The sequence below is a fragment of the Terribacillus sp. 7520-G genome, from assembly GCF_002271665.1.
GTDB lineage: Bacteria > Bacillota > Bacilli > Bacillales > Amphibacillaceae > Terribacillus.
Map to the genome: position 1 here is coordinate 1 of NZ_NQFP01000022.1, position 19,018 is coordinate 19,018.

At 46.8% G+C, this 19,018-nt stretch carries 21 protein-coding genes, 1 tRNA gene and 1 other RNA gene; 9 read left to right on the forward strand and 14 right to left on the reverse strand.

Going from position 1 to position 19,018, the window contains the following annotated elements:
- Nucleotides 1-90 precede the first annotated feature (90 nt).
- From CHH53_RS08405 to tadA, 7 genes are all read right to left on the reverse strand, one after another.
- Nucleotides 91-351 (reverse strand): pro-sigmaK processing inhibitor BofA family protein, encoded by a 261-nt coding sequence (locus CHH53_RS08405; protein WP_095215682.1) that lies wholly within the window; start codon nt 349-351, stop codon nt 91-93.
- A 73-nt stretch (nt 352-424) separates the two neighbouring features.
- Nucleotides 425-640, reverse strand: coding sequence for a YaaL family protein (locus CHH53_RS08410; RefSeq protein ID WP_095215683.1), 216 nt, complete (start codon nt 638-640; stop codon nt 425-427).
- Nucleotides 641-653: 13 nt separating this feature from the next.
- Nucleotides 654-1,250, reverse strand: a complete 597-nt coding sequence (gene recR / locus CHH53_RS08415; RefSeq protein WP_095215684.1) for a recombination mediator RecR — start codon at nt 1,248-1,250, stop codon at nt 654-656.
- A 15-nt stretch (nt 1,251-1,265) separates the two neighbouring features.
- On the reverse strand, nt 1,266-1,583 hold the full coding sequence (locus tag CHH53_RS08420; RefSeq protein ID WP_095215685.1) for a YbaB/EbfC family nucleoid-associated protein: 318 nt from the start codon (nt 1,581-1,583) through the stop codon (nt 1,266-1,268).
- A gap of 26 nt (nt 1,584-1,609) precedes the next feature.
- Nucleotides 1,610-3,286: a DNA polymerase III subunit gamma/tau gene (gene dnaX, locus CHH53_RS08425; RefSeq protein WP_095215686.1), complete on the reverse strand. Its 1,677-nt coding sequence runs from the start codon at nt 3,284-3,286 to the stop codon at nt 1,610-1,612.
- Nucleotides 3,287-3,405: 119 nt separating this feature from the next.
- An RNA gene (gene ffs, locus CHH53_RS08430) (signal recognition particle sRNA large type) lies at nt 3,406-3,671 on the reverse strand.
- 68 nt (nt 3,672-3,739) lie between these two features.
- Entirely contained in the window at nt 3,740-4,219 is a 480-nt protein-coding gene (gene tadA / locus CHH53_RS08435; RefSeq protein ID WP_095215687.1) for a tRNA adenosine(34) deaminase TadA, read from the reverse strand.
- A 99-nt stretch (nt 4,220-4,318) separates the two neighbouring features.
- On the opposite strand from tadA, the gene CHH53_RS08440 reads away from it, so the two are divergent.
- Together CHH53_RS08440 and CHH53_RS08445 are read left to right on the forward strand one after the other, a co-directional pair.
- Complete coding sequence (locus CHH53_RS08440; RefSeq protein WP_095215688.1) at nt 4,319-4,843, forward strand: cysteine hydrolase family protein; 525 nt, start codon at nt 4,319-4,321, stop codon at nt 4,841-4,843.
- A 60-nt stretch (nt 4,844-4,903) separates the two neighbouring features.
- On the forward strand, nt 4,904-6,190 hold the full coding sequence (locus tag CHH53_RS08445) for a LysM peptidoglycan-binding domain-containing protein (RefSeq protein WP_233134958.1): 1,287 nt from the start codon (nt 4,904-4,906) through the stop codon (nt 6,188-6,190).
- 25 nt (nt 6,191-6,215) lie between these two features.
- On the opposite strand, the gene CHH53_RS08450 is transcribed toward CHH53_RS08445, so the two are convergent.
- The 4 genes from CHH53_RS08450 to aldA all read right to left on the reverse strand — a co-directional run bounded on the left by CHH53_RS08450 (nt 6,216) and on the right by aldA (nt 10,886).
- On the reverse strand, nt 6,216-6,935 hold the full coding sequence (locus CHH53_RS08450; protein WP_158221515.1) for a DUF3891 family protein: 720 nt from the start codon (nt 6,933-6,935) through the stop codon (nt 6,216-6,218).
- A 54-nt stretch (nt 6,936-6,989) separates the two neighbouring features.
- A complete protein-coding gene (locus CHH53_RS08455) occupies nt 6,990-7,502 on the reverse strand; it encodes a type 1 glutamine amidotransferase domain-containing protein (RefSeq protein WP_095215691.1) in 513 nt (170 codons plus the stop codon).
- A gap of 67 nt (nt 7,503-7,569) precedes the next feature.
- Entirely contained in the window at nt 7,570-9,273 is a 1,704-nt protein-coding gene (gene acsA, locus CHH53_RS08460) for an acetate--CoA ligase (protein WP_095215692.1), read from the reverse strand.
- 170 nt (nt 9,274-9,443) lie between these two features.
- On the reverse strand, nt 9,444-10,886 hold the full coding sequence (aldA, locus tag CHH53_RS08465; protein ID WP_095215699.1) for an aldehyde dehydrogenase: 1,443 nt from the start codon (nt 10,884-10,886) through the stop codon (nt 9,444-9,446).
- A 248-nt stretch (nt 10,887-11,134) separates the two neighbouring features.
- Between aldA and CHH53_RS08470 the strand changes: the two genes are divergently transcribed.
- On the forward strand, nt 11,135-11,326 hold the full coding sequence (locus CHH53_RS08470; RefSeq protein ID WP_095215693.1) for a CsbD family protein: 192 nt from the start codon (nt 11,135-11,137) through the stop codon (nt 11,324-11,326).
- A gap of 162 nt (nt 11,327-11,488) precedes the next feature.
- Here CHH53_RS08470 and CHH53_RS08475 read toward each other — a convergent pair whose 3' ends face one another.
- On the reverse strand, nt 11,489-12,244 hold the full coding sequence (locus CHH53_RS08475; protein WP_095215694.1) for an N-acetylmuramoyl-L-alanine amidase: 756 nt from the start codon (nt 12,242-12,244) through the stop codon (nt 11,489-11,491).
- A 274-nt stretch (nt 12,245-12,518) separates the two neighbouring features.
- Here CHH53_RS08475 and CHH53_RS08480 point away from each other — a divergent pair, with 274 nt between their 5' ends.
- From CHH53_RS08480 to CHH53_RS17315, 4 genes are read left to right on the forward strand one after another with little or no spacing between them, the layout of a single operon-like run.
- Nucleotides 12,519-13,916 (forward strand): spore germination protein, encoded by a 1,398-nt coding sequence (locus tag CHH53_RS08480; protein WP_233134959.1) that lies wholly within the window; start codon nt 12,519-12,521, stop codon nt 13,914-13,916.
- A gap of 15 nt (nt 13,917-13,931) precedes the next feature.
- Nucleotides 13,932-15,020, forward strand: coding sequence for a GerAB/ArcD/ProY family transporter (locus CHH53_RS08485; RefSeq protein WP_095215695.1), 1,089 nt, complete (start codon nt 13,932-13,934; stop codon nt 15,018-15,020).
- Nucleotides 15,017-16,261 carry a Ger(x)C family spore germination protein gene (locus CHH53_RS08490; protein WP_095215696.1) on the forward strand — a complete coding sequence of 415 codons (1,245 nt, stop codon included), beginning with the start codon at nt 15,017-15,019 and terminating at the stop codon, nt 16,259-16,261. Before CHH53_RS08485 ends, CHH53_RS08490 begins: the two co-directional genes overlap by 4 nt.
- Entirely contained in the window at nt 16,261-16,422 is a 162-nt protein-coding gene (locus tag CHH53_RS17315; RefSeq protein ID WP_158221516.1) for a hypothetical protein, read from the forward strand. Before CHH53_RS08490 ends, CHH53_RS17315 begins: the two co-directional genes overlap by 1 nt.
- 47 nt (nt 16,423-16,469) lie before the next feature.
- Here the strand turns inward: CHH53_RS17315 and CHH53_RS08495 are convergent.
- A tRNA-Arg gene (locus CHH53_RS08495) sits at nt 16,470-16,542 on the reverse strand.
- 151 nt (nt 16,543-16,693) lie between these two features.
- On the opposite strand from CHH53_RS08495, the gene CHH53_RS08500 reads away from it, so the two are divergent.
- A complete protein-coding gene (locus CHH53_RS08500; RefSeq protein ID WP_095215697.1) occupies nt 16,694-17,335 on the forward strand; it encodes a deoxynucleoside kinase in 642 nt (213 codons plus the stop codon).
- Nucleotides 17,332-18,015, forward strand: coding sequence for a deoxynucleoside kinase (locus CHH53_RS08505; protein ID WP_095215698.1), 684 nt, complete (start codon nt 17,332-17,334; stop codon nt 18,013-18,015). The genes CHH53_RS08500 and CHH53_RS08505 overlap by 4 nt, the downstream gene beginning before the upstream one ends.
- A gap of 43 nt (nt 18,016-18,058) precedes the next feature.
- Here CHH53_RS08505 and proC read toward each other — a convergent pair whose 3' ends face one another.
- Entirely contained in the window at nt 18,059-18,880 is an 822-nt protein-coding gene (gene proC / locus CHH53_RS08510; RefSeq protein ID WP_233134962.1) for a pyrroline-5-carboxylate reductase, read from the reverse strand.
- Nucleotides 18,881-19,018 lie beyond the last annotated feature (138 nt).

Here is a 19,018-nt window from a genome sequence, read left to right on the forward strand (position 1 = left end):
TCTCGTTGTCAACATGTTTTTTTCTTGCTGTCTACTCCGTTCCGAAGCGACTTGAATAATTTATCACGTTTATGGATATAATGCAAGACTTTATACTAAAAAATATTGAATTGCAGCCAATGATGCAATCCCTGGAATTCCCAATAGACCTGCCAAGACCGCAGTTGCTGCATTGATCGGGATATGAAGACCAGCAAGCGCACCTACTACATTAAATAAAAATAATAGAAAGACACCCAGCACCACTCTGATCGAACCTTTGATCATTAAGCTGAACAGCTTCCCGGAAGTTCCTGAGATAAGTAAGACAACCACTGCTGCCAAAAGCACTCCGATGATAGCATACGACATAATCCATCTCTCCTTTAACTTGTCCTGCTTTCTACACTATGAATACGGACAAAAAAAAAGAACACGCATTGCGTCAAGTACGCAATGCGTTCAAATTACGGTGTCTTGCTTCACGGAGCATGAATAAATACTTGGCTTGTGCCACTTGTAAATCATACTGTCCCATTTCACTTGCATCGACACTTCTTTCTATGATGGATCGGATGCTCATCCAATCATTTTTCATCTTGAATATAGCCTCTAACAACTCTTTATCCACATCGGACTTCTTCAATTTTCTGCCAGCCATTATCTCACCTGCTTTACAGTTCTCTTCTGCCTTCCATTGCTTTGGAAAGGGTGACTTCATCTGCATATTCCAGATCCCCACCCATTGGCAGACCGTGTGCAATCCTGGTTGTCCGTATACCAGATGGTTTGACTAGCTTGGATATATACATCGCCGTCGCTTCGCCTTCTATGTTCGGATTGGTAGCCAGGATCAATTCCTTCACTTCTTCATCCTTTAGACGATTCAATAATGACGGCACATTGATGTCCTCAGGTCCGATGCCATCCATGGGAGAAATCGCACCATGCAATACATGGTACTTCCCATTGAATTCCCGCATCTTCTCCATGGCGATGACATCTTTTGGATCTTGTACGACACAAATGAGAGAGCTATCTCTTGATTCATCCTGACAAATGCTACAAGGATCCTGATCGGTTATATGACCGCAAATGCTGCAATGGGTCAATTCACGTTTAGCGTTCACTAAAGCCTTCGCGAAATCCATGACGTCATCTTCCTTCATGCTAAGCACGTGAAAGGCAAGGCGCACGGCCGTCTTCGGCCCGATTCCAGGCAATTTAGTGAAGCTGTCGATCAGTTTCGAAATCGGTTCGGGATAATACATCTATTCAGCTGCCTCCTAGAACATTCCTCCAGGTAGCCCTTTTGTGAACTGTCCCATTGTCTGGTTGGATTTTTCATCGACTTGTTTCAGCACTTCATTCGTTGCAGAGATGATCAGATCCTGAAGCATTTCCACGTCATCCGGATCCACTACTTCTTCCTGGATGACTACATCGGTTATTTCCTTCTTACCATTGGCGATCACCTTCACGGCACCGCCTCCTGCAGTCGCTTCGAAAGTCATTTCGAAAAGCTCTTCCTGAGCCTGCATCATCTTCTTCTGCATTTTCTGCATTTGTTTCATCATATTATTCATATTCCCACCACCACGCATGGAAAAATCCCTCCTTGGATTGATTGTCATTCTTTTATTTCGAGTAAGTCATCCCCGACCAGTTTCCTTGCCTCCGCAATGATCGGGTCTTCCTCCTGCTTTTTATCCTCATCCGAATCCTGCTGCTTTTGATTCTTCAGAAAATCTTCCCGCAGTTCTGTCCAATTCGCCTCCGGAATCGGGATCACTGTAACTTGATGACCGATCCGTTCTGCTAATAATGATTCTATCGTGTCTTTGTGTTCCAAGGCAAGTGAACAGTGGATCTCATATTTAAAGCCAATGATGAGTGCATTCTGGGAAGCAGCCCTTGGCTTGCTGTTGAGAATCGTAGCATGAGCGGGGGCGCTTTGCCGCTTCAAGGCATCCATAAAGCTAGCCCAGTGCTCGGCCACAAGCTTCAGCTCATCCTTTGTTGCTTCCGATAATACTTGGCGTATACGTTCAAACGGAATACGATAGCTGTTCTTGCTTCCTGTCCTTGCTGGACGTCTGGGCTGTTCGGCTGGAGCCGCAGCTGCTTGCGGCTGCTGTTTCAATTGCTTCAATTCCTGTTCCAGCTGTGAAATCTTGCGGGTCAGCTGCTGTACAGCCTCGGCTTCCACACTGGCTGCAGGAGCACTTTGATCGGCAATATGCAAAATAGCGATTTCCACGAATACTTTCGGACTGTTCGCCCATTTGATTTCCTGCTGGCAGCGATTTAATTCGACAATGGCGTCCTGGATCCAAGCGCCGTCCACTTCCTCCGCCAGCTGCTTGAAACCATCGTCCACCAATACACGTTCGAGGATGTTTTCCATGCCAGGGGCACTTTGAAACATAAGCAAATCCCGCAAGTAATAGATAAGGTCAAAAACGAACCGTCCTGGGTCTTTCCCATCCTGTATCAGCAGATCGACTTGTTCAAGGGCTGTTTGGACATCTTGTCTTGCGCAAGCCCGGATGACCTCGGTAAGTCTATCCTGTGAAACGGCTCCGGTGACAGCAAGCACATCCTCCAGTTCCACGACATCTTCACTATAGGAAATAGCTTGATCGAGCAGGCTGAGTGCATCACGCATCCCGCCTTCTGCTGCAAGAGCGACTGACTCCACGGCATCTTCGGAAACAGTGATCTGTTCCTTCTCAAGGATTTCCTTCATCCTGTTTACCATTGCTTGCTGGTTGATTCGCTTGAAATCAAAACGCTGACAGCGCGAGATGATCGTCAGCGGAATCTTATGCGGCTCTGTCGTCGCCAAAATGAAGACCACATGTTTCGGCGGCTCTTCCAACGTCTTGAGAAGTGCATTGAATGCCCCGATCGAGAGCATATGCACTTCATCGATGATATACACTTTATATTTGACCGCACTAGGAGCATATTTCACTTTGTCCCGGATATCACGTATCTGTTCGACACCGTTATTGGACGCTGCATCGATTTCGATCACATCCGCAATCGAACCATCCTGGATACCCCTGCAAGCAGAGCACTCCCCGCATGCTTCTTCCACGGGCGCATGCTCACAGTTGATGGTCTTGGCAAATATCTTCGCAGCACTTGTCTTCCCGGTACCGCGAGGACCGGAAAACAAGTAGGCATGCGAGAACTTATCCTGCATGATCGCATTCTTCAATGTACGGATAATCGGCTCCTGGCCTACTACATCAGCAAATGTCTTCGGCCTCCAGACACGGTATAACGCTTGATAACTCATCACGCCGCGCTCCTTTTTTCATTCTTTCCTCATTATAACGGAATTAAGTTATGGATACTACATGTATAAAAAGAGCCCTTACCAAATGGCAAGGACTCTGATTGTTTATTGGTTAAGCGCCGTGCACCCACCGTCGATAATACGGATCTAAGCGTTACATAAGTTCATGGCTCGACCCAGGCTTCCCCGCGGCACACAGGAGGAACTGCTTACTGCTGCTTCCTTCCGGACCTGACAGGGTTCACAGGTTCCTGTTGCGCAGGACCCGGGTGTCAGCACCAATTCCTTATGGCAGACCTTAAAGCCGTATTACCTCGGGTGGGAATTCGGCCTCGCTACAGCGGATTGCGAGTACAGGGCACCGCTACCTCCCCGCTTAGCACGGCTAAGTTGTGAATAAAGTTAGGCGCTTCGATAGCGCACTTTATAGTATAGCTTGTTTACGAAAAAAAATCAATCCCGGCTGTTTTCGGCTGATTTCCGTTTCCGCAATTCCCGGAAGAATGACGTCAGCAGCCAACCGCATTCCTCCTGCAGCACACCGCCTGTCACTTCTGTTTGATGATTAAACCGCTCGTCTTCCAGTAAATTATATAAAGTGCCCGCGCAGCCTGCTTTAGGATCATAGGCACCGAATATGACACGGCGGATCCGTGATTGGATAATGGCTCCTGCGCACATCGGACACGGCTCAAGGGTCACGTACAGATCGCAATCCTCCAGCCTCCAGCTGCCGATTTTTTCATTGGCAGCCTGGATGGCATGCATTTCTGCATGGGAATGCGCCTGCTGGGTCGTCTCCCTGAGATTGAATCCCGAAGCGATGATCTCTCCATCCTTCACGATTATTGCTCCTATCGGTACTTCTCCGAGATGCTCGGCACGTCTTGCTTCTTGTATCGCTTGCTCCATCCAATAAGCATCGGTTGTCATTTCTATCTCCCACATTTCTATCCAAAGGTTTCAAATCACGCAAAGTTGATAATGTATAAGTATAAGAAGCTTCCTACTACGAAGTAAAGGGGAATCATCATGAGTGATAAAAAAGCTGTCTTGTTTATAGATGTATTCAACAATTTCGACTTCCCCGACGGTGATAAGCTGCTGGAGAATACGAAAAAAATCCTTCCTAACTGGAAAAAGCTGCGACAAAAGGCCAAGGAGAATGACTGGCCTGTCATCTTCGTAAATGATCACTATGGGATTTGGCAGGACAACTTCAAAAAAATAGCTGATTATTGCAGGAATGAGGACAATAAAGAAATCATCGACTCGATGATGCCAACTGAAGATGATTACTTTCTGTTGAAGCCGAAGCATTCTGCCTTCTTCCAGACATCGCTGCCCTCCCTTTTGAAAGAGCTCCATTGCAATCACGTCATTCTGGCAGGCATCGCCGGGAATATCTGCGTCATCTTCTCAGCCAATGACGCCCATATGCGGGAATTCGAGCTGGATGTGCCAAAGAACTGTGTAGCATCCAATACGAAAAATCAAAATGACGACGCCCTGCGTGTCATAGAAATGACCCTCAGCGCCAATATAGATCCAATTTGACATAGGATGGCTCCTCCGAGCATAGCCTTTCTACAGAGGCTTTTTAAAGGAGGAGTCGTTTTGCAAATATATACCGTGCGGGCCGGTGATACACTGGCTGGCATCGCAAGCCGTTATGGCACTACAAGTCGGGAATTGATTACCGCAAACGAATTGGAAGCTCCGGATGATCTTGTCGTTGGTCAGACACTGGTGATTCCGATCATCGGCTCATTCTATTATGTCCAAGCAGGGGACAGTCTTTACGCCATTGCCAGCAGAAATGATTTATCGGTTGCTGAGCTCGCCCGCATCAATAATATCCCGGCCTCGGCAATCTTGCAGCCAGGTCAGCGTCTATATCTGCCAGCCAGACCAAAAAGACAGATTGAGTCGAATGCTTATATCGAGCCGTCTGGAAATACCGTCTCCCAGGCTTTGGAGAATGCAGCAAGACAACGCGCCCCATATCTCACTTACCTGATGCCATTCAGCTATCAAGTGGATCGGGAAGGAAATCTCACTGCCCCTCCCTTGAATGAATTTGCCTCGATAGCCCAAAACAATAACACTACTCTGAGCCTGGCTGTCTCAACCATCGAAAACGGAGAGTTCAGCGCCGAGCTGGGGGCTCGGATCGTCACCGTCACTTCGGTCCAGGACCGTTTGTTCACAAATATCATCAATACTGCCAGGGATGTTGGATTTCGTGAGGTGCACTTCGATATTGAATTCCTGCCTCCGGAAAATCGGGAGGACTATAATAACTTCCTCAGACGGGCCGTGGCCAGATTTCACCCGCAGGGACTGCGTGTTTCGACAGCAGTGGCGCCGAAGACGAGCGCGACCCAGCAAGGACAATGGTACGAAGCACATGATTATGCTGCACATGGGCAGATAGTCGATTTTGTCGTTTTGATGACGTATGAGTGGGGTTACAGCGGCGGGCCGCCATTAGCGGTTTCTCCACTACCGAATGTACGGGAGGTAGTGGAATATGCACTAACGGAAATGCCTGCCAGCAAGATCGTGCTGGGTCAAAATTTATACGGCTATGATTGGACACTTCCTTATGAACCGGGAGGGGACTATGCCAGGGCAGTCAGTCCGCAGCGGGCCATCGCGATTGCCCGTGAAAATAATGCTGCGATTCAATACGACACAACAGCACAAGCACCTTTTTTCAACTATACAGCTGCAGATGGTGCACAGCATGAGGTTTGGTTTGAGGATGCCCGTTCCATCCAGGCAAAATTCGACTTGATCAAGGAGCTGGACTTGCGCGGTATCAGTTATTGGAAGCTCGGTCTTTCCTTTCCCCAAAACTGGCTATTACTTACCGATAACTTCACTATCAGGAAACTTTGAAGAGCAGTTCAAGACTGCTCTTTTTTTATATCACCGTTATCCAAAGCTTTTCTTCCCTGTAGTCATCACCTGCTGCCATCAATTGCGGAATGGCCAACCGTACAGGCCCTTCAAGCGGAGACGGGGTCAGCCTGACCTCGTTTGTCGATATCCATTCCCCGACGATCTTATCCGCAAAGGAAAATCGTTCCTTGAAGCCATCCCGGAACCAGTTCACTTCATCTTGTTTCGGCACTCCCGGCTTATTCATGCACAGATAGAGGGAAACATTATCACAAAAGGATAGAAGCTTCTGGTCGATATCCAATGTAGCTAGTTCAGCCGGTGTTAGCGCCTGCCTATCTGTCTGCTGCAAACCCTCTTCTCGCTCCAGGAATGCTTTAATCCGTTCATCATCTGTATCTTCCGAAAAAAAGGAGCAATAATGCCGGCTGCATAAAATAGCTGCATAACGGGATTGTTCACGGACTTCCATGATGCCTTGCTGATATGCACGCAGTTTATCCGGCAGGGGGTAATCAATAAAGCTATAAAATCCGCTCCCATCCGGTTTTTGTTTTGGAACTTCATCCAGGGGAATCCAGGCTCTGTCATGCTGATCGATTGCCATGATCGCCTCCGGGCGCTGAATCGGTGATTCGGGATCATCCTTTCGCCAATGCCTGGCTATTTCCCCGGAAATAGCCGCATGCGCATGCTGGGGAATCAACACCGTTTTCCCTTCATCACTTTCTCGAACGATCATATTCTCCCTCCTATGAAAAACTCCCGGCATTTCGCCGGGAGTGATTATCCATACTTATTTCAATAGCTTCAAGGATTCGTCGATGAATGCTGGAATGTCATCCGGCTGTCTGCTTGTAACCAGCTGATTCTGACAAACGACAACTTCCTTGTCTTCCACAGTGGCTCCGGCATATTCCATATCCACCTGAATGGATTTATAGCCTGTCGCCTTGCGTCCTTCAAGTGTCTTGGCGGTAATCAGCAGCTGCGGACCATGACAGATTGCGAAGACCGGCTTTTTCTCGTCCATGAAGTGCTTCGCGAAATTCACGAATCGATCATCCGCACGCAAATTATCAGGTGATCCTCCGCCTGGAATGAAGAGGGCGTCGAAATCTTCCGGTTTCACGTCATCGATACCTTTATCGATTGGTACTGTCGCTTCCCCTTGCTTACCGGTTACACTTTTACCTGCTTCCATCTCGATTGTTGTCACTTCATGACCAGCTTCCTTGAACGCTTTGGCTGGATCCGTGTATTCCACATCCTCAAAGGAATCCGTTATTACTGTAGCAATCTTAGCCATTGTCCAACACTCCTTTTTAAAAGTATCACACAATGTATGATTCCACATGAGCCGGGGATTAAACCTGTCAATCCTCCAAAGTGGATGTATCCCCAAGAGGAAGACCCAGTTCTTTCGCCCGCAAGAGGCGGCGCATGATTTTGCCGCTTCTTGTTTTCGGTATGGAAGTGACGACTTCGATTTCCCTTGGAGCAGCATGTGCACTTAATCCTCTTTTAATGAATAAGCGGATTTCTTCCCGCAGCTCCACGGAATCTTTATGTCCCTTATCCAGAGTGATGAAGGCCTTGATGATTTCCCCGCGTTCTTCATCCGGCTTCCCGATTACCGCAGCCTCCGTAACTGCCGGATGCTCGATCAGCTTGCTTTCCACTTCAAAGGGTCCGACCAGTTTCCCAGAGGTGTTGATCACATCATCCAAACGTCCCTCAAACCAGAAATACCCTTCTTCATCCACTTTGGCGCTATCACCTGATACATACCATCCCTTGATGAAATAACTATCGAATTTTTCCTGATTGCCCCAGATTGTTTTCATCATCGATGGCCAGCCAGCCTTCACTGCCAGATTTCCGCTTGTGTGCGGCGGAAGTACATTCCCCGCATCATCGATGATGGCAGCCTCGATCCCGGGTATCGGTTTGCCCATGGCTCCCGGCTTGATCGGCAGTGTCGGATGATTGACGATGAGCATGGCGCCTGTTTCGGTCATCCACCAAGTATCATGGACACGTTTGCCGTAAACTTCTTCCGCCCAATAGATGATTTCTGGGTTCAGAGGCTCCCCGACACTGAGGACATGACGAAGCGAGGACAAATCATTGGCACGGGCAGCCCCTTCACCTGCTGCCGCCAGCTTCCGCAATGCAGTCGGGGCAGTATACCAAACCGTCACCTTATGACGTTCGATGATCTTGTACCAAGCCTCTGGTGTAAAGCGTCCGCCGGCAATTACATTCGTCGCCCCATTCAGCCACGGTGCAAATATGCCATAACTTGTTCCTGTAACCCAACCCGGATCAGCCGTACACCAATATATATCATCCTCCTGCAAATCAAGAACCCATTTGCCGGTGGCATAATGCTGGATCATCGCCCTATGGGCATGATAGACACCTTTGGGCTTGCCAGTGGACCCAGAGGTATAATGCAGGAGCATGCCATCTTCTTTATCCAGCCAAACCGGCTCGAATTCAGGCGATGCTTTCTCCATCAATTCGGTGTAGTCATGCACCCCCTCAAATGACTCGCTGCCGAGTACGATGATCTCTTTCAAATCCGGGAGGTCATCTCTTTTCACACGCGGCAGCAGTTCTGCAGTGGTTATCAACACACTGGCTCTGCTATCCTTCAACCGATCTTCCACTGCCTGTTCCATGAAAGCCTCGAATAGAGGTCCGGCTACAGCACCATTTTTGAGAATACCAAAGAAGCTTGCGTAAAAATCAGGACAGCGGGGCATGAACAAGAAAACTCGATCACCCTTTGTGACGCCAAGCGACTTCAGCATATTAGCCGCCCGGCTGCTGTGTTCTTTTAGCTGCTTGAATGTCCACTTCTCTTCTATTTCCCCATTTTGATAAATCAAGGCAAGCTGATCTGCTTTAGCTGGATTTTCCGCATGACGATCCACAGCCTCGTAAGCAGCATTCAATTTGCCCGTATTAAACCAGGAGAATTCCCGCTCCATCTGACTCCACTCAAACGACTGACGTAGTGCTTCAAAATCCGTTACATTGTGCTTTCCGGCGAGAGGTGCTAACATTTTCATGATTCGACATCCTTCCCTTAAATTTGTAAGCGTTTACAATAAATACGAATAAAAAAGCCTCTGTCTGCATCAGCAAAGCAAGTAGGTTATTTCCATTGTACCTTGTTTTCCTTACCAAACAAAGCGAAAACATAAAAATGAGCACCCGCTCCTATAACGGGTGCCCTGCATTATTTCTTATATTGCATGTACACTGCTTGTGTGATGAGGAAATCCTCGATTCCATGCTTGCCGTCGGTACCGCCAAGGCCTGATTTACGGATCCCGGCATGATACCCTTGCACGGCTTCCATGTTTTCGCGATTGACATATGTTTCCCCGAACTTCAGCTCGTTGATCACTTTCAACGCTTCATGAATATCTTCCGTATATACAGAAGAGGAAAGACCGTATTCCGTATCGTTCCCCATTTCAATTGCTTCTTCCAGGTCGGTGAACGTAACGATCGGAACAACAGGTCCGAAAATTTCATTTTTGATGATTTCGGAGTCATGCTGTACGTTGGCCAGGATGGTCGGTTCATAGAAGTAGCCTTTTTCTGCATCTGCCCTCTTGCCGCCAATGATACAGACAGCGCCTTCTTCTTCAGCTGCCGCCACCATTTCTTCCACCGTTTCCAGTCGATCCTTGCTCACAAGCGGTCCCATTTCTACATCATGATCCTCAGCGGGATTACCATAGGAAACTTGCTCAAATGCTTGTTTCAGTTTATCTGTGAATGCTTCGGCTATGCTTTCCTGTACATAGACGCGCTCTGCATTCGTACATGTCTGGCCATTGTTCAGCAGACGGGATGCTTTGATTTGCTCAACAGCCAAATCCAGATCGGCATTCGCTGTGACGATGGCAGGTGCCTTACCCCCAAGTTCGAGATTGACCTTGGTGATATTCCGTGCGCCGGCTTCCATTACCTTTGTTCCTGCTTCCACGCTGCCGGTAATCGAAATCATGTCCACTTTCGGATGAGAAGCGAGCTGATTCCCCAATGCGGATCCTGTACCTGTCACATACTGATAAACGCCGTCCGGCACGATGCCCAATTCATCCACCATCTTGGTGAACTCATATGCTGTATTTGGTGTTTGCTGACTTGGTTTCAATACAAGTGCACAGCCTGCTGTCAAAGCTTGGGCCACCTTACGTGCCAGAATGAATACTGGGAAGTTCCATGGCACGATACCAGCAACCACCCCGATCGGTTTCTTGAAAATGAGGATATTTTCATTTGGCCGATCACTAGGGACGATATCGCCTTCGATCCGGCGGGCCCATTCAGAAGTATAGCGGAAGAAATCGATTGCCATATCCACTTCGCCAGTGGCAAGCTCGTAATTCTTCCCTTGTTCCTCCTGCAGCAAGGAAACAAAAGCATCCTTTCGTTTCTCCAGCTCATCACCTAGCTGGCGTACAATCCTGGCCCGCTCGATTGCCGGCGTCTGCTCCCATCCTTTCTGGGCTGCGGCAGCTCCTTCGACGGCTCGCTCCACCTCCTCTTCAGTCGCTTTTGGGATATTGGAAATGACTTCTTCCGTAGCCGGGTCAAGAATATCAATTGTCTCTTCTGACTCAGAGGTAACAAAGGTTCCGTTGATATAAAGCTGATGCGTCTGCACTTTCATCCTCCTTTAATCATTCCTGCTGGTTGTTTTCCACCATATAGGAGAATGCAAACGCAAAAGACCCGCTCTTTCATCGAGCGGGTCTTTTCTTACACTTAGCAGATTAGTGGTATGGGGGATACCTGGTAACACTATTCCCGCCCTGACAGATTCTAAACCCTGAACCAAGAAAGTTTATCTTTTTTTTCAGCGGGAACAGATTTAGACAACCTTTCATACTTTCATACAAGGAGGGATTGAAAATGGCTGAAAATAAACAAAGTCTGAGTGAAAAAGTAAAAGGTGCCGTTTCCAAGATCAAGGGCGAAGCGAAGGACCAGATTGGCAACGCGAAAAACGACAAAGGCATGCAAGCAGATGGGAAGAAAGACAAAGCAAAAGGCAACCTGCAGGATACGGCCGGAAAATTAAAAGAAAATCATGACCGTCAATAAGAAAGCGCCTCTCCTTTCAGCAGGTAAATCGGAAGAATCTATAGGAAACTTGGGAAAGTAAGATGGGTATCCAAATTCGTCAAATTTCGTGCTACAATGAATTTAAAGATTTCCCCTAAATTTCTAACGCAAGATGGCTGCCATTAGGCAGCCATCTTTGTGTTAGATGATTTCCACATATTGCGGGTTTGCTGTTATATAGTTTCCGCTCTTCAGTTTATACATCGTCGAACCATTGACGGTAAGTGTCTCCACCACTGTGAACACTTCCCCTTGGCTTACTATACCGGCACGCGCATTCCAATCCGGCGCATCATAATAGTACAAGGAAGCAACTTTCACTCGAATCAGGAAGGTTGTATCAGAGCCCGATTTTTTTCGCAGACCCAATGCTCTTTCCAAACCGTTGACATGCCCTCGCGCCACATTCTGGATCCATGAATTGGATTTCATCTTTGCTGCGTCGGCACTATTGTCGATAAAACCATTCTCCGTCAGCACAGCAGGCATTGCCGTTTCCCGAAGCACATGGAAATTCGCCTTTTTCATGCCGCGATCTGACATGCCATTCAGCTTCATCACTTCTTCGTGAATCCGGGCGCGCATCACTCCTGTTTCGGAGCTGTCTGATAGTGTCGTATAAATATAATCCTCATAGCCTGTGCCGCCCCCAGCATTGACATGGATACTCAGGAAGAAATCAGCACCCCAAGCATTCGCATCATCCGTCCGCTGGGTAAGTGAGGGGAATGTATCCCCCGTACGAGACATGCGAACCTCTGCATTTTCATACTCCAGCTGCAGGATATTACGGATCGATGTCCCGATTGCCAAAACCACATTCTTCTCCTGAATCCCGTTTGCTGTCGCTCCCGGATCGGAACCTCCGTGTCCTGGGTCTACATAAATCTTCACCATTCGACCATCTCCCTTACTTTTTTGACTGCCATATGATACCTTATGCAGCCTTGTACTAGATAAAAGCGGTTGCTGTCACAATTTCACAACCCATTCTGTTTCTATTATCGAAAGATAGGCCCGAATCGTGTCATCCGTTCATAAAATATCGGCTGATTAGACACACTAACGGAACAACAGAGAGGTGATCGGTGTGTTTCCTTGGCAGAAAAAGAAGACAGAGGCTGTGGAGAAACGAAAAACCACAGAAATATCCAGGAGCCTGAAAAAAAATGTGGACTATATTGAAAAACAATACTTATATGGCATCAATTACGATTTCGTCTCAAGGGAATTAAGGGGAGCTACTGGTAAATACCATATATTCTACTACTCCACCATAGTCGATACAAAACAGCTGAATGACCATATCGTAACGCCATTGATGGAAACCAAAAAGGACGTATCCGTCGATCGAATTGTCACATTGTCCAATCTCAGCAGTGTAAAGGACATGAATGATGTAGAGAAGGGCCTTATGACAGGCAGCGCCATCATCTTTAAAGATGGGGACAAGGAAGGGTTCGAAGCTAAAATCGATAACTTCAAACATCGCAACATCGAAAAACCAGAAAATGAGAAAACCGTCAGGGGACCAAAGGAATCCTTCACGGAGTCTCTACCGACAAATATATCCATTTTCCGGAAACAGATCCCCTCCAAAGATTTGATTGTCGAAAATATCGAGGTTGGCACAAGACCCGCCATGCCAGTATCCCTTATTTATGCCCGGGACCTCGTAAACGATGAAATACTGGAGAATATCAAAAAGCGGCTAAGGGAAATCACAGTCGATAGCGTACGAAATATCGAGGTGCTGGAGCAATTCCTGGAGGAAAGGCCTGCCTCTCTTTTTCCTACGACTCTGTATACAGAACGGCCGGACAATGCGGCTAACTTCATCGCAGACGGCTATGTGATCCTTTTGATGGAGAACTCCTCATCCTGTCTGATTGTACCGATCACCATCTGGTCTTTCTTCCATTCTCCCGAGGATCGGTATCTGCGATGGGCCTTCGGGAATTTCAGCAGATTGATCAGAGCCATCGCCTATTTCATCACCTTATTTGTCTCTGCCACCTATGTAGCCATAACAAATTACCATAGTCAGCTCATCCCGATCGATTTGCTCCTTGCCATAGCAGCCAGCAGGGAACGGGTCCCGCTGCCGATCATCTTCGAGATTTTAATGATGGAAATAGCCTTCGAATTAATCCGGGAAGCAGGTGTGCGCATTCCTTCACCACTCGGACCGACCATCGGTATCGTCGGGGCGTTGATCCTGGGACAAGCGGCAGTCGAAGCAAATATCGTCAGTCCGATCGTTGTCATCATTGTGGCACTGAGCGGGTTATCCTCGTTCGCTGCTGCCAACTACAGCATCAACCATACCTTGCGGATATCCAGATTCCTTTTCATCGTAGCTGCCAGTTTTTACGGATTGCTCAGTCTGCTGGGAGCCATAGTGATTTGGGCGGCATATGTCGTATCCATTACATCCTTTGGCGTGAACTACTTCGCACCAGCTACACCCACAAACAAATCGACACGCGATACGTTTTTCCGCAAGATACTGAAAAAGGAAAAATGGAGACCTGGATTCCTGAATCCAAAAGACTGGGATAAATATTAGAAGGAGGTTATCATCATGAGACTAAATAACAAGCCATTACGTGTTCGTGAACTATTGGCGTTAATTTTTTTGCTTATCGGTTTAAAAGGGGGCGATACAACCCCGGCCCTTTTTGCCGACCAGGCCCAAAATGCCATATGGCTGGCACCGATAATCTCCTTTCTCTTTTTATTAGGTCCCTTTTTGCTTCTCATGTCCCTGCTGAAGAAATATGAAAATTATAATCTGGTGGAACTTATCTTCCACCTGCTTGGAAAGAAAGCCGGAACCGCCCTTGCATTGCTGCTTATGATCTGCGGTTATTTATCCATGTTCACGGATATGCGCAATGTGGTGGAAGAGATCAACTATTTATATTTCCCGAATTCGCCAACGCTCGTTATTTATGTCCTCTTTCTCGGCATCTGCCTGATTGTCGCCCATAAAGGGCTGGAGACAATCGGAAGCTTGGCCTGGGCACTGCTCCCTATAATCGTGCTTACAGTCATTTCCGTATTGATAGTGGATATAAGAGCAGCTGAATTATTACGCATTTTCCCGATATTCGGTGGAGGTGTGGGTACGGTCCTTCGGGAAGGCATATCCAAATCGGCTGCCTTTATGGAAATATTCCTGATAACGATTGCTTACTCGGCTTTTCACCACACCAAATATTTCCGGCTGGGCATCTTTTGGGGCGGCGGACTATCCGCTATCCTGATCATCACCTTCTATGCGATTTATACGATGCTGTTTGATTATAATTCCATCAATAATATAGCTTTTCTTTATCAAGAATCGACTGAAATCATTTCCTTAAGACATTTTTTTACAAATATCAGCACTTTCTTCATGGTCGGCTGGATGTTCTCCAACTTCATTCGATTTACCATCTTCCTTTACTTGCTAAGCTGGATTTTCGGAGCCATCTTCGAGATAAAACGATTTGAAGGTCTCCTGCTGCCAATGGGGTTCATCGCCATGATGGTTTCACTCATTCCGCCTAGCTTTGTCGTCAATGAAATGATTTTCAGGGAAAAGAGCCTGCAATTTATGACGCCTATTTTCTTCTTATTCCCTTTTCTGCTATGGGGAGCATCTTACTGGAGGGATAGAAAAACATGAAAAAGCTTATCCTCATCCTCTTAGCAATACAGCTGACCATCATTCTCGGAGGCTGTTACGACCGTAAGGAATTGGAAGAGCAGGCCTACGTCATCAGCGTTGGGATCGATAAGACAGACAAAGACAAAATCTTTCGTTTCACATTTGAAATGTCCAACCCTGAAGTAGGCAGCTCCGTCGCAAATTCATCCACTACAGAGCCGCCTCAAGAGATAGTCAGTGTATTAGGTTCAAACTTTTTTTCTGCCATGAGCGCTGCCAATGCATCCGTGGCAAAAGCGATAACCTTGGATCAAGCCCGGGTCGTCATCGTTTCCCAGGAATTGGCTCGTTCAAAGGAATTCATCAATGTGATGCAATCCGCACCAAGTACAGTGGATTTGAGACTCAATGCACAGCTCGTCATCAGCAAGGAGAAAGCCGAGGATTTCATCAAGCAAAATAAACCGAAATTGGAGACTCGACCACATAAGTATTTCCAATTCATGCTGGATCGAGCCAAAGAAACAGGGGTTATTCCCGATGCCCCCCTGGTTCGGTACTTTCAGATCACGGAAGGCGATGCAGATCTCTTCATTGCACCCTTTGCCACCAATGACAAGGACCCCAAAGAGGAATATGGAGAAGAAGACCGATTCAAGGCTGGCGAGGTTCAATTAAAAGGAAGTAACCCTACACAATTCATGGGATCGGCCGTATTCAAGGAGGGACAGATGATCGATACCTTGACAGGGGAAGAAACACGTTTTTGCCTGATGTTTGATAAGACGCAGCCTCTGGAAGAAATCATAGCAACCTACCAAGATCCGCTAAGGCCTGACTTTGGAATAACTGCCCGTGTACAAGTCGCCAAAGCGAAAGTGAAGATAGACTATAAGCCCGATAACAAGACAAATATTGATGTATTTGTCAATGTGCATATGAATATTGCCGCTGTTCCAAGCACAGAAAACTATATGCTCAATTCTCGCCACAGGAAAATCCTGCATGATTCACTTGAAAAACAATTGCATGACAGCGCAAGCAAATTAATCAGAAAAACACAGGATGAATATAAACTGGAGCCCTTTTACTGGTCGCTGCATATCAGGAGCAAATTCCTGACAATCAAGGATTATGAAAAAGCTGATTGGTCGAAAAAAATCTATCCAAATGCAAATATCCGACTGCACATCAAAGTAAAAAGCATGGAGTTCGGTAAGATCCTGCGGGAATCCGATTTGAGAGAGGTGCGGGATTGATGTATCACTTCTATATGGCGCTTATGGTCATTTCCATCACCATCTATACGGGACTGTTCTGTTACTCTCTTTACAAGACCGATAATAAAAAAGGGGCAGCAGCTGTCCTAGTCTTGATCTTGATGGTCATCATCAGTCCCTTCCTGGTTTATTTGTTCTAAAAAAAGCCACAGCCTTGATAGGCTGTGGCTTGCTTTACATATACGGACGGCCCCGGCAAGATTCGAACTTGCGACACACGGTTTAGGAAACCGATGCTCTATCCCCTGAGCTACGGAGCCACGACAAGTTATATTATACCTGATTCATCAAATCTTGCAAAGTCTGTCGCATTTTCCACTGATTTCTTCCTTCACTATGTCGAAGCAGACACTCTTCTATGGTAAACTATATTTATTTGCCATACAACGTTTTGAGTTTGGAGGATACATCATGCACGAGCTGCCATTTATTGCAGTGGAAGGCCCCATCGGTGTCGGAAAGACATCATTGGCTAAACGAATCGCGTATCATTTTCAGTATGCACTGCTGAAGGAAATCGTGGAAGAAAATCCGTTTCTCGGTAAATTCTACGAGAACATCGAAGAATGGAGCTTCCAGCTGGAAATGTTCTTTTTGACAAATCGGTACAAGCAGCTGAATGACATTCGCAAGGACTATCTTTCCCAGGATCAGCCGGTGGTTGCAGACTATCATATTGCTAAAAATATGATTTTTGCCCAGCGCACACTAGCTGCTCCGGAGTTTAATAAATACAGCAGGATTTTCTCCATTTTGACCGAAGACATCCCGCTGCCCAATATGGTGATTTACTTGGATGCCAGCCTGGAGACGCTGCTGGAACGGATCGAAATGCGTGCCCGGGAGGCGGAACAGCATATCCAGCCGGATTACTTAGAGCAACTGGCATCCGATTATCGCACCTTCATGGATCGATTCGAACAAGAGAACCCGCATATCCCCGTGCTTCGCCTGAATGGAGATGAACTGGATTTTGTGAAGAACGAACAGGATTGGAAGTATATTTGTGACAGGATCTCCTCTCACTTGGATAAAGGAGTAACATCATCATGAACCTTAGAGAGAAATATCATATTCCTGCAGATAGTGTCATCACTATTGCAGGTACAGTCGGTGTCGGGAAATCGACTATGACGCAAGCCTTGTCCGAAGCTCTGAATTTCCGTACAAGCTTTGAGAAAGTGGATGGAAATCCATACTTGGATAAATATTACGCTGATTTTGAACGCTGGAGTTTTCATCTTCAAGTTTATTTCTTAGCAGAACGCTTCAAAGAACAAAAAAGAATCTTTGAATATGGCGGCGGCTTCATCCAAGACCGTTCCATCTATGAAGATACTGGCATCTTTGCCCGAATGGCGTATGAAGAAGGAAATATGTCAAAGGTTGACTATGAGACATATCGCTCCCTCTTTGATGCCATGGTAATGACACCATACTTCCCGCATCCCGATCTGCTGATCTACTTGGAAGGATCCTTTGATCATATCATCAGCCGCATCAAGCAGCGCGGTCGGGAAATGGAACAGCAAACGCCTATCAGCTATTGGGAAGAAATGTTCAACCGCTATGAAAAATGGATCAATGATTTCAATGCTTGTCCGGTACTGCGAGTCAATATAGCAGACTATGATCTTTTTAATCCGAATACATCCATCGAACCTATCTTAGAAAAGGTCGGCCATTTCATTCAGCATTCCCGTAAATGGACATCGCGCCAGCCTTCCAAATAAAAAATCCGCCATTGACTAGACTGCCTAATCAATGGCGGATTTTTCATTTCGTGAATGCCTGCCCCATTTCCTTGGAACGGGCTGCTGCAGCTTGTACACAAGCTTGAATTGCGGCTTTGACGTCTTTTTCCTCCAATACACCGATGCCTGCTGCTGTCGTACCGCCAGCACTGGTGATATTCGCACGCAGCTGAGCTGGCGTGAGATCAGATTGCTCAAGCATCTTTGCTGCTCCTTTAAACGTCTGGATCAACAACTGTTTACCAATCGCTTCATCCAACCCGACTTGAGTACCCGCTTCCTCCAACGCTTCCATCATGTAATACAGATAAGCTGGACCGCTGCCGGAGATGGCGGTGACAGCATCCATGTCATCTTCCTCTACCTGGACCGCTGTCCCGACGGTTTCAAACAGGCTGCTCACTAGCTGCATCTCATGACTGCCGGCGTGAACTCCTGCAGCTACAGCTGTTGCCGCCTCCAGAATGGTAGCAGATGTATTTGGCATGACCCGGACTACCGGCTGACCCTCTGGCAGATATCTTTCCAGAAACGAGGTATGAATCCCTGCAAGAACCGATACTATAATTTGTCCTGGCTTCAGATTCGCTTCTTTCAAATATATCATTGCTGCTTCTGCATCTTTCGGCTTCATCGATAAGATAATGACATCTGCATCTTCCAGGAGCTCCGTACGATTCCTTGTAACCGATACTCCATAAGCAGTATGCAATTCCTGCAATCTTGCTTCATTAGCATGATTTGTCAGCCAGATGCCTTCTGCCGGAAGGTGATCCGCTGCGATCAATCCCTTAACAAGCGCTTCTGCCATGGCACCAGCGCCTATAAATGCTATTTTCTTCATAAGTGCCTCCGTTCCACGTGAAACAAGTTTGGTGTATTATCTGACGTTTCCATATCGGAAGTCAATAAAAATATAAAAAAAATCGTTACGAGAAACGTAACGATTTCATATCTCCAATTTTATGCGTTAATAAAAAAT

Excerpts from the sequence above, each read along its gene's own strand:
- dnaX (WP_095215686.1), bottom strand. The coding sequence starts at position 3,286 with ATGAGTTATCAAGCGTTATACCGTGTCTGGAGGCCGAAGACATTTGCT.
- CHH53_RS08475 (WP_095215694.1), bottom strand. The coding sequence starts at position 12,244 with ATGGTGAAGATTTATGTAGACCCAGGACACGGAGGTTCCGATCCGGGA.
- CHH53_RS08485 (WP_095215695.1), top strand. The coding sequence starts at position 13,932 with ATGAGACTAAATAACAAGCCATTACGTGTTCGTGAACTATTGGCGTTA.
- CHH53_RS08450 (WP_158221515.1), bottom strand. The coding sequence starts at position 6,935 with ATGATCGTTCGAGAAAGTGATGAAGGGAAAACGGTGTTGATTCCCCAG.
- CHH53_RS08405 (WP_095215682.1), bottom strand. The coding sequence starts at position 351 with ATGTCGTATGCTATCATCGGAGTGCTTTTGGCAGCAGTGGTTGTCTTA.
- CHH53_RS08505 (WP_095215698.1), top strand. The coding sequence starts at position 17,332 with ATGAACCTTAGAGAGAAATATCATATTCCTGCAGATAGTGTCATCACT.
- CHH53_RS08500 (WP_095215697.1), top strand. The coding sequence starts at position 16,694 with ATGCACGAGCTGCCATTTATTGCAGTGGAAGGCCCCATCGGTGTCGGA.
- CHH53_RS08490 (WP_095215696.1), top strand. The coding sequence starts at position 15,017 with ATGAAAAAGCTTATCCTCATCCTCTTAGCAATACAGCTGACCATCATT.
- proC (WP_233134962.1), bottom strand. The coding sequence starts at position 18,880 with ATGAAGAAAATAGCATTTATAGGCGCTGGTGCCATGGCAGAAGCGCTT.
- CHH53_RS08470 (WP_095215693.1), top strand. The coding sequence starts at position 11,135 with ATGGCTGAAAATAAACAAAGTCTGAGTGAAAAAGTAAAAGGTGCCGTT.
- CHH53_RS08440 (WP_095215688.1), top strand. The coding sequence starts at position 4,319 with ATGAGTGATAAAAAAGCTGTCTTGTTTATAGATGTATTCAACAATTTC.
- CHH53_RS08455 (WP_095215691.1), bottom strand. The coding sequence starts at position 7,502 with ATGGCTAAGATTGCTACAGTAATAACGGATTCCTTTGAGGATGTGGAA.
- CHH53_RS08410 (WP_095215683.1), bottom strand. The coding sequence starts at position 640 with ATGGCTGGCAGAAAATTGAAGAAGTCCGATGTGGATAAAGAGTTGTTA.
- CHH53_RS08420 (WP_095215685.1), bottom strand. The coding sequence starts at position 1,583 with ATGCGTGGTGGTGGGAATATGAATAATATGATGAAACAAATGCAGAAA.
- acsA (WP_095215692.1), bottom strand. The coding sequence starts at position 9,273 with ATGAAAATGTTAGCACCTCTCGCCGGAAAGCACAATGTAACGGATTTT.
- recR (WP_095215684.1), bottom strand. The coding sequence starts at position 1,250 with ATGTATTATCCCGAACCGATTTCGAAACTGATCGACAGCTTCACTAAA.
- CHH53_RS17315 (WP_158221516.1), top strand. The coding sequence starts at position 16,261 with ATGTATCACTTCTATATGGCGCTTATGGTCATTTCCATCACCATCTAT.
- tadA (WP_095215687.1), bottom strand. The coding sequence starts at position 4,219 with ATGACAACCGATGCTTATTGGATGGAGCAAGCGATACAAGAAGCAAGA.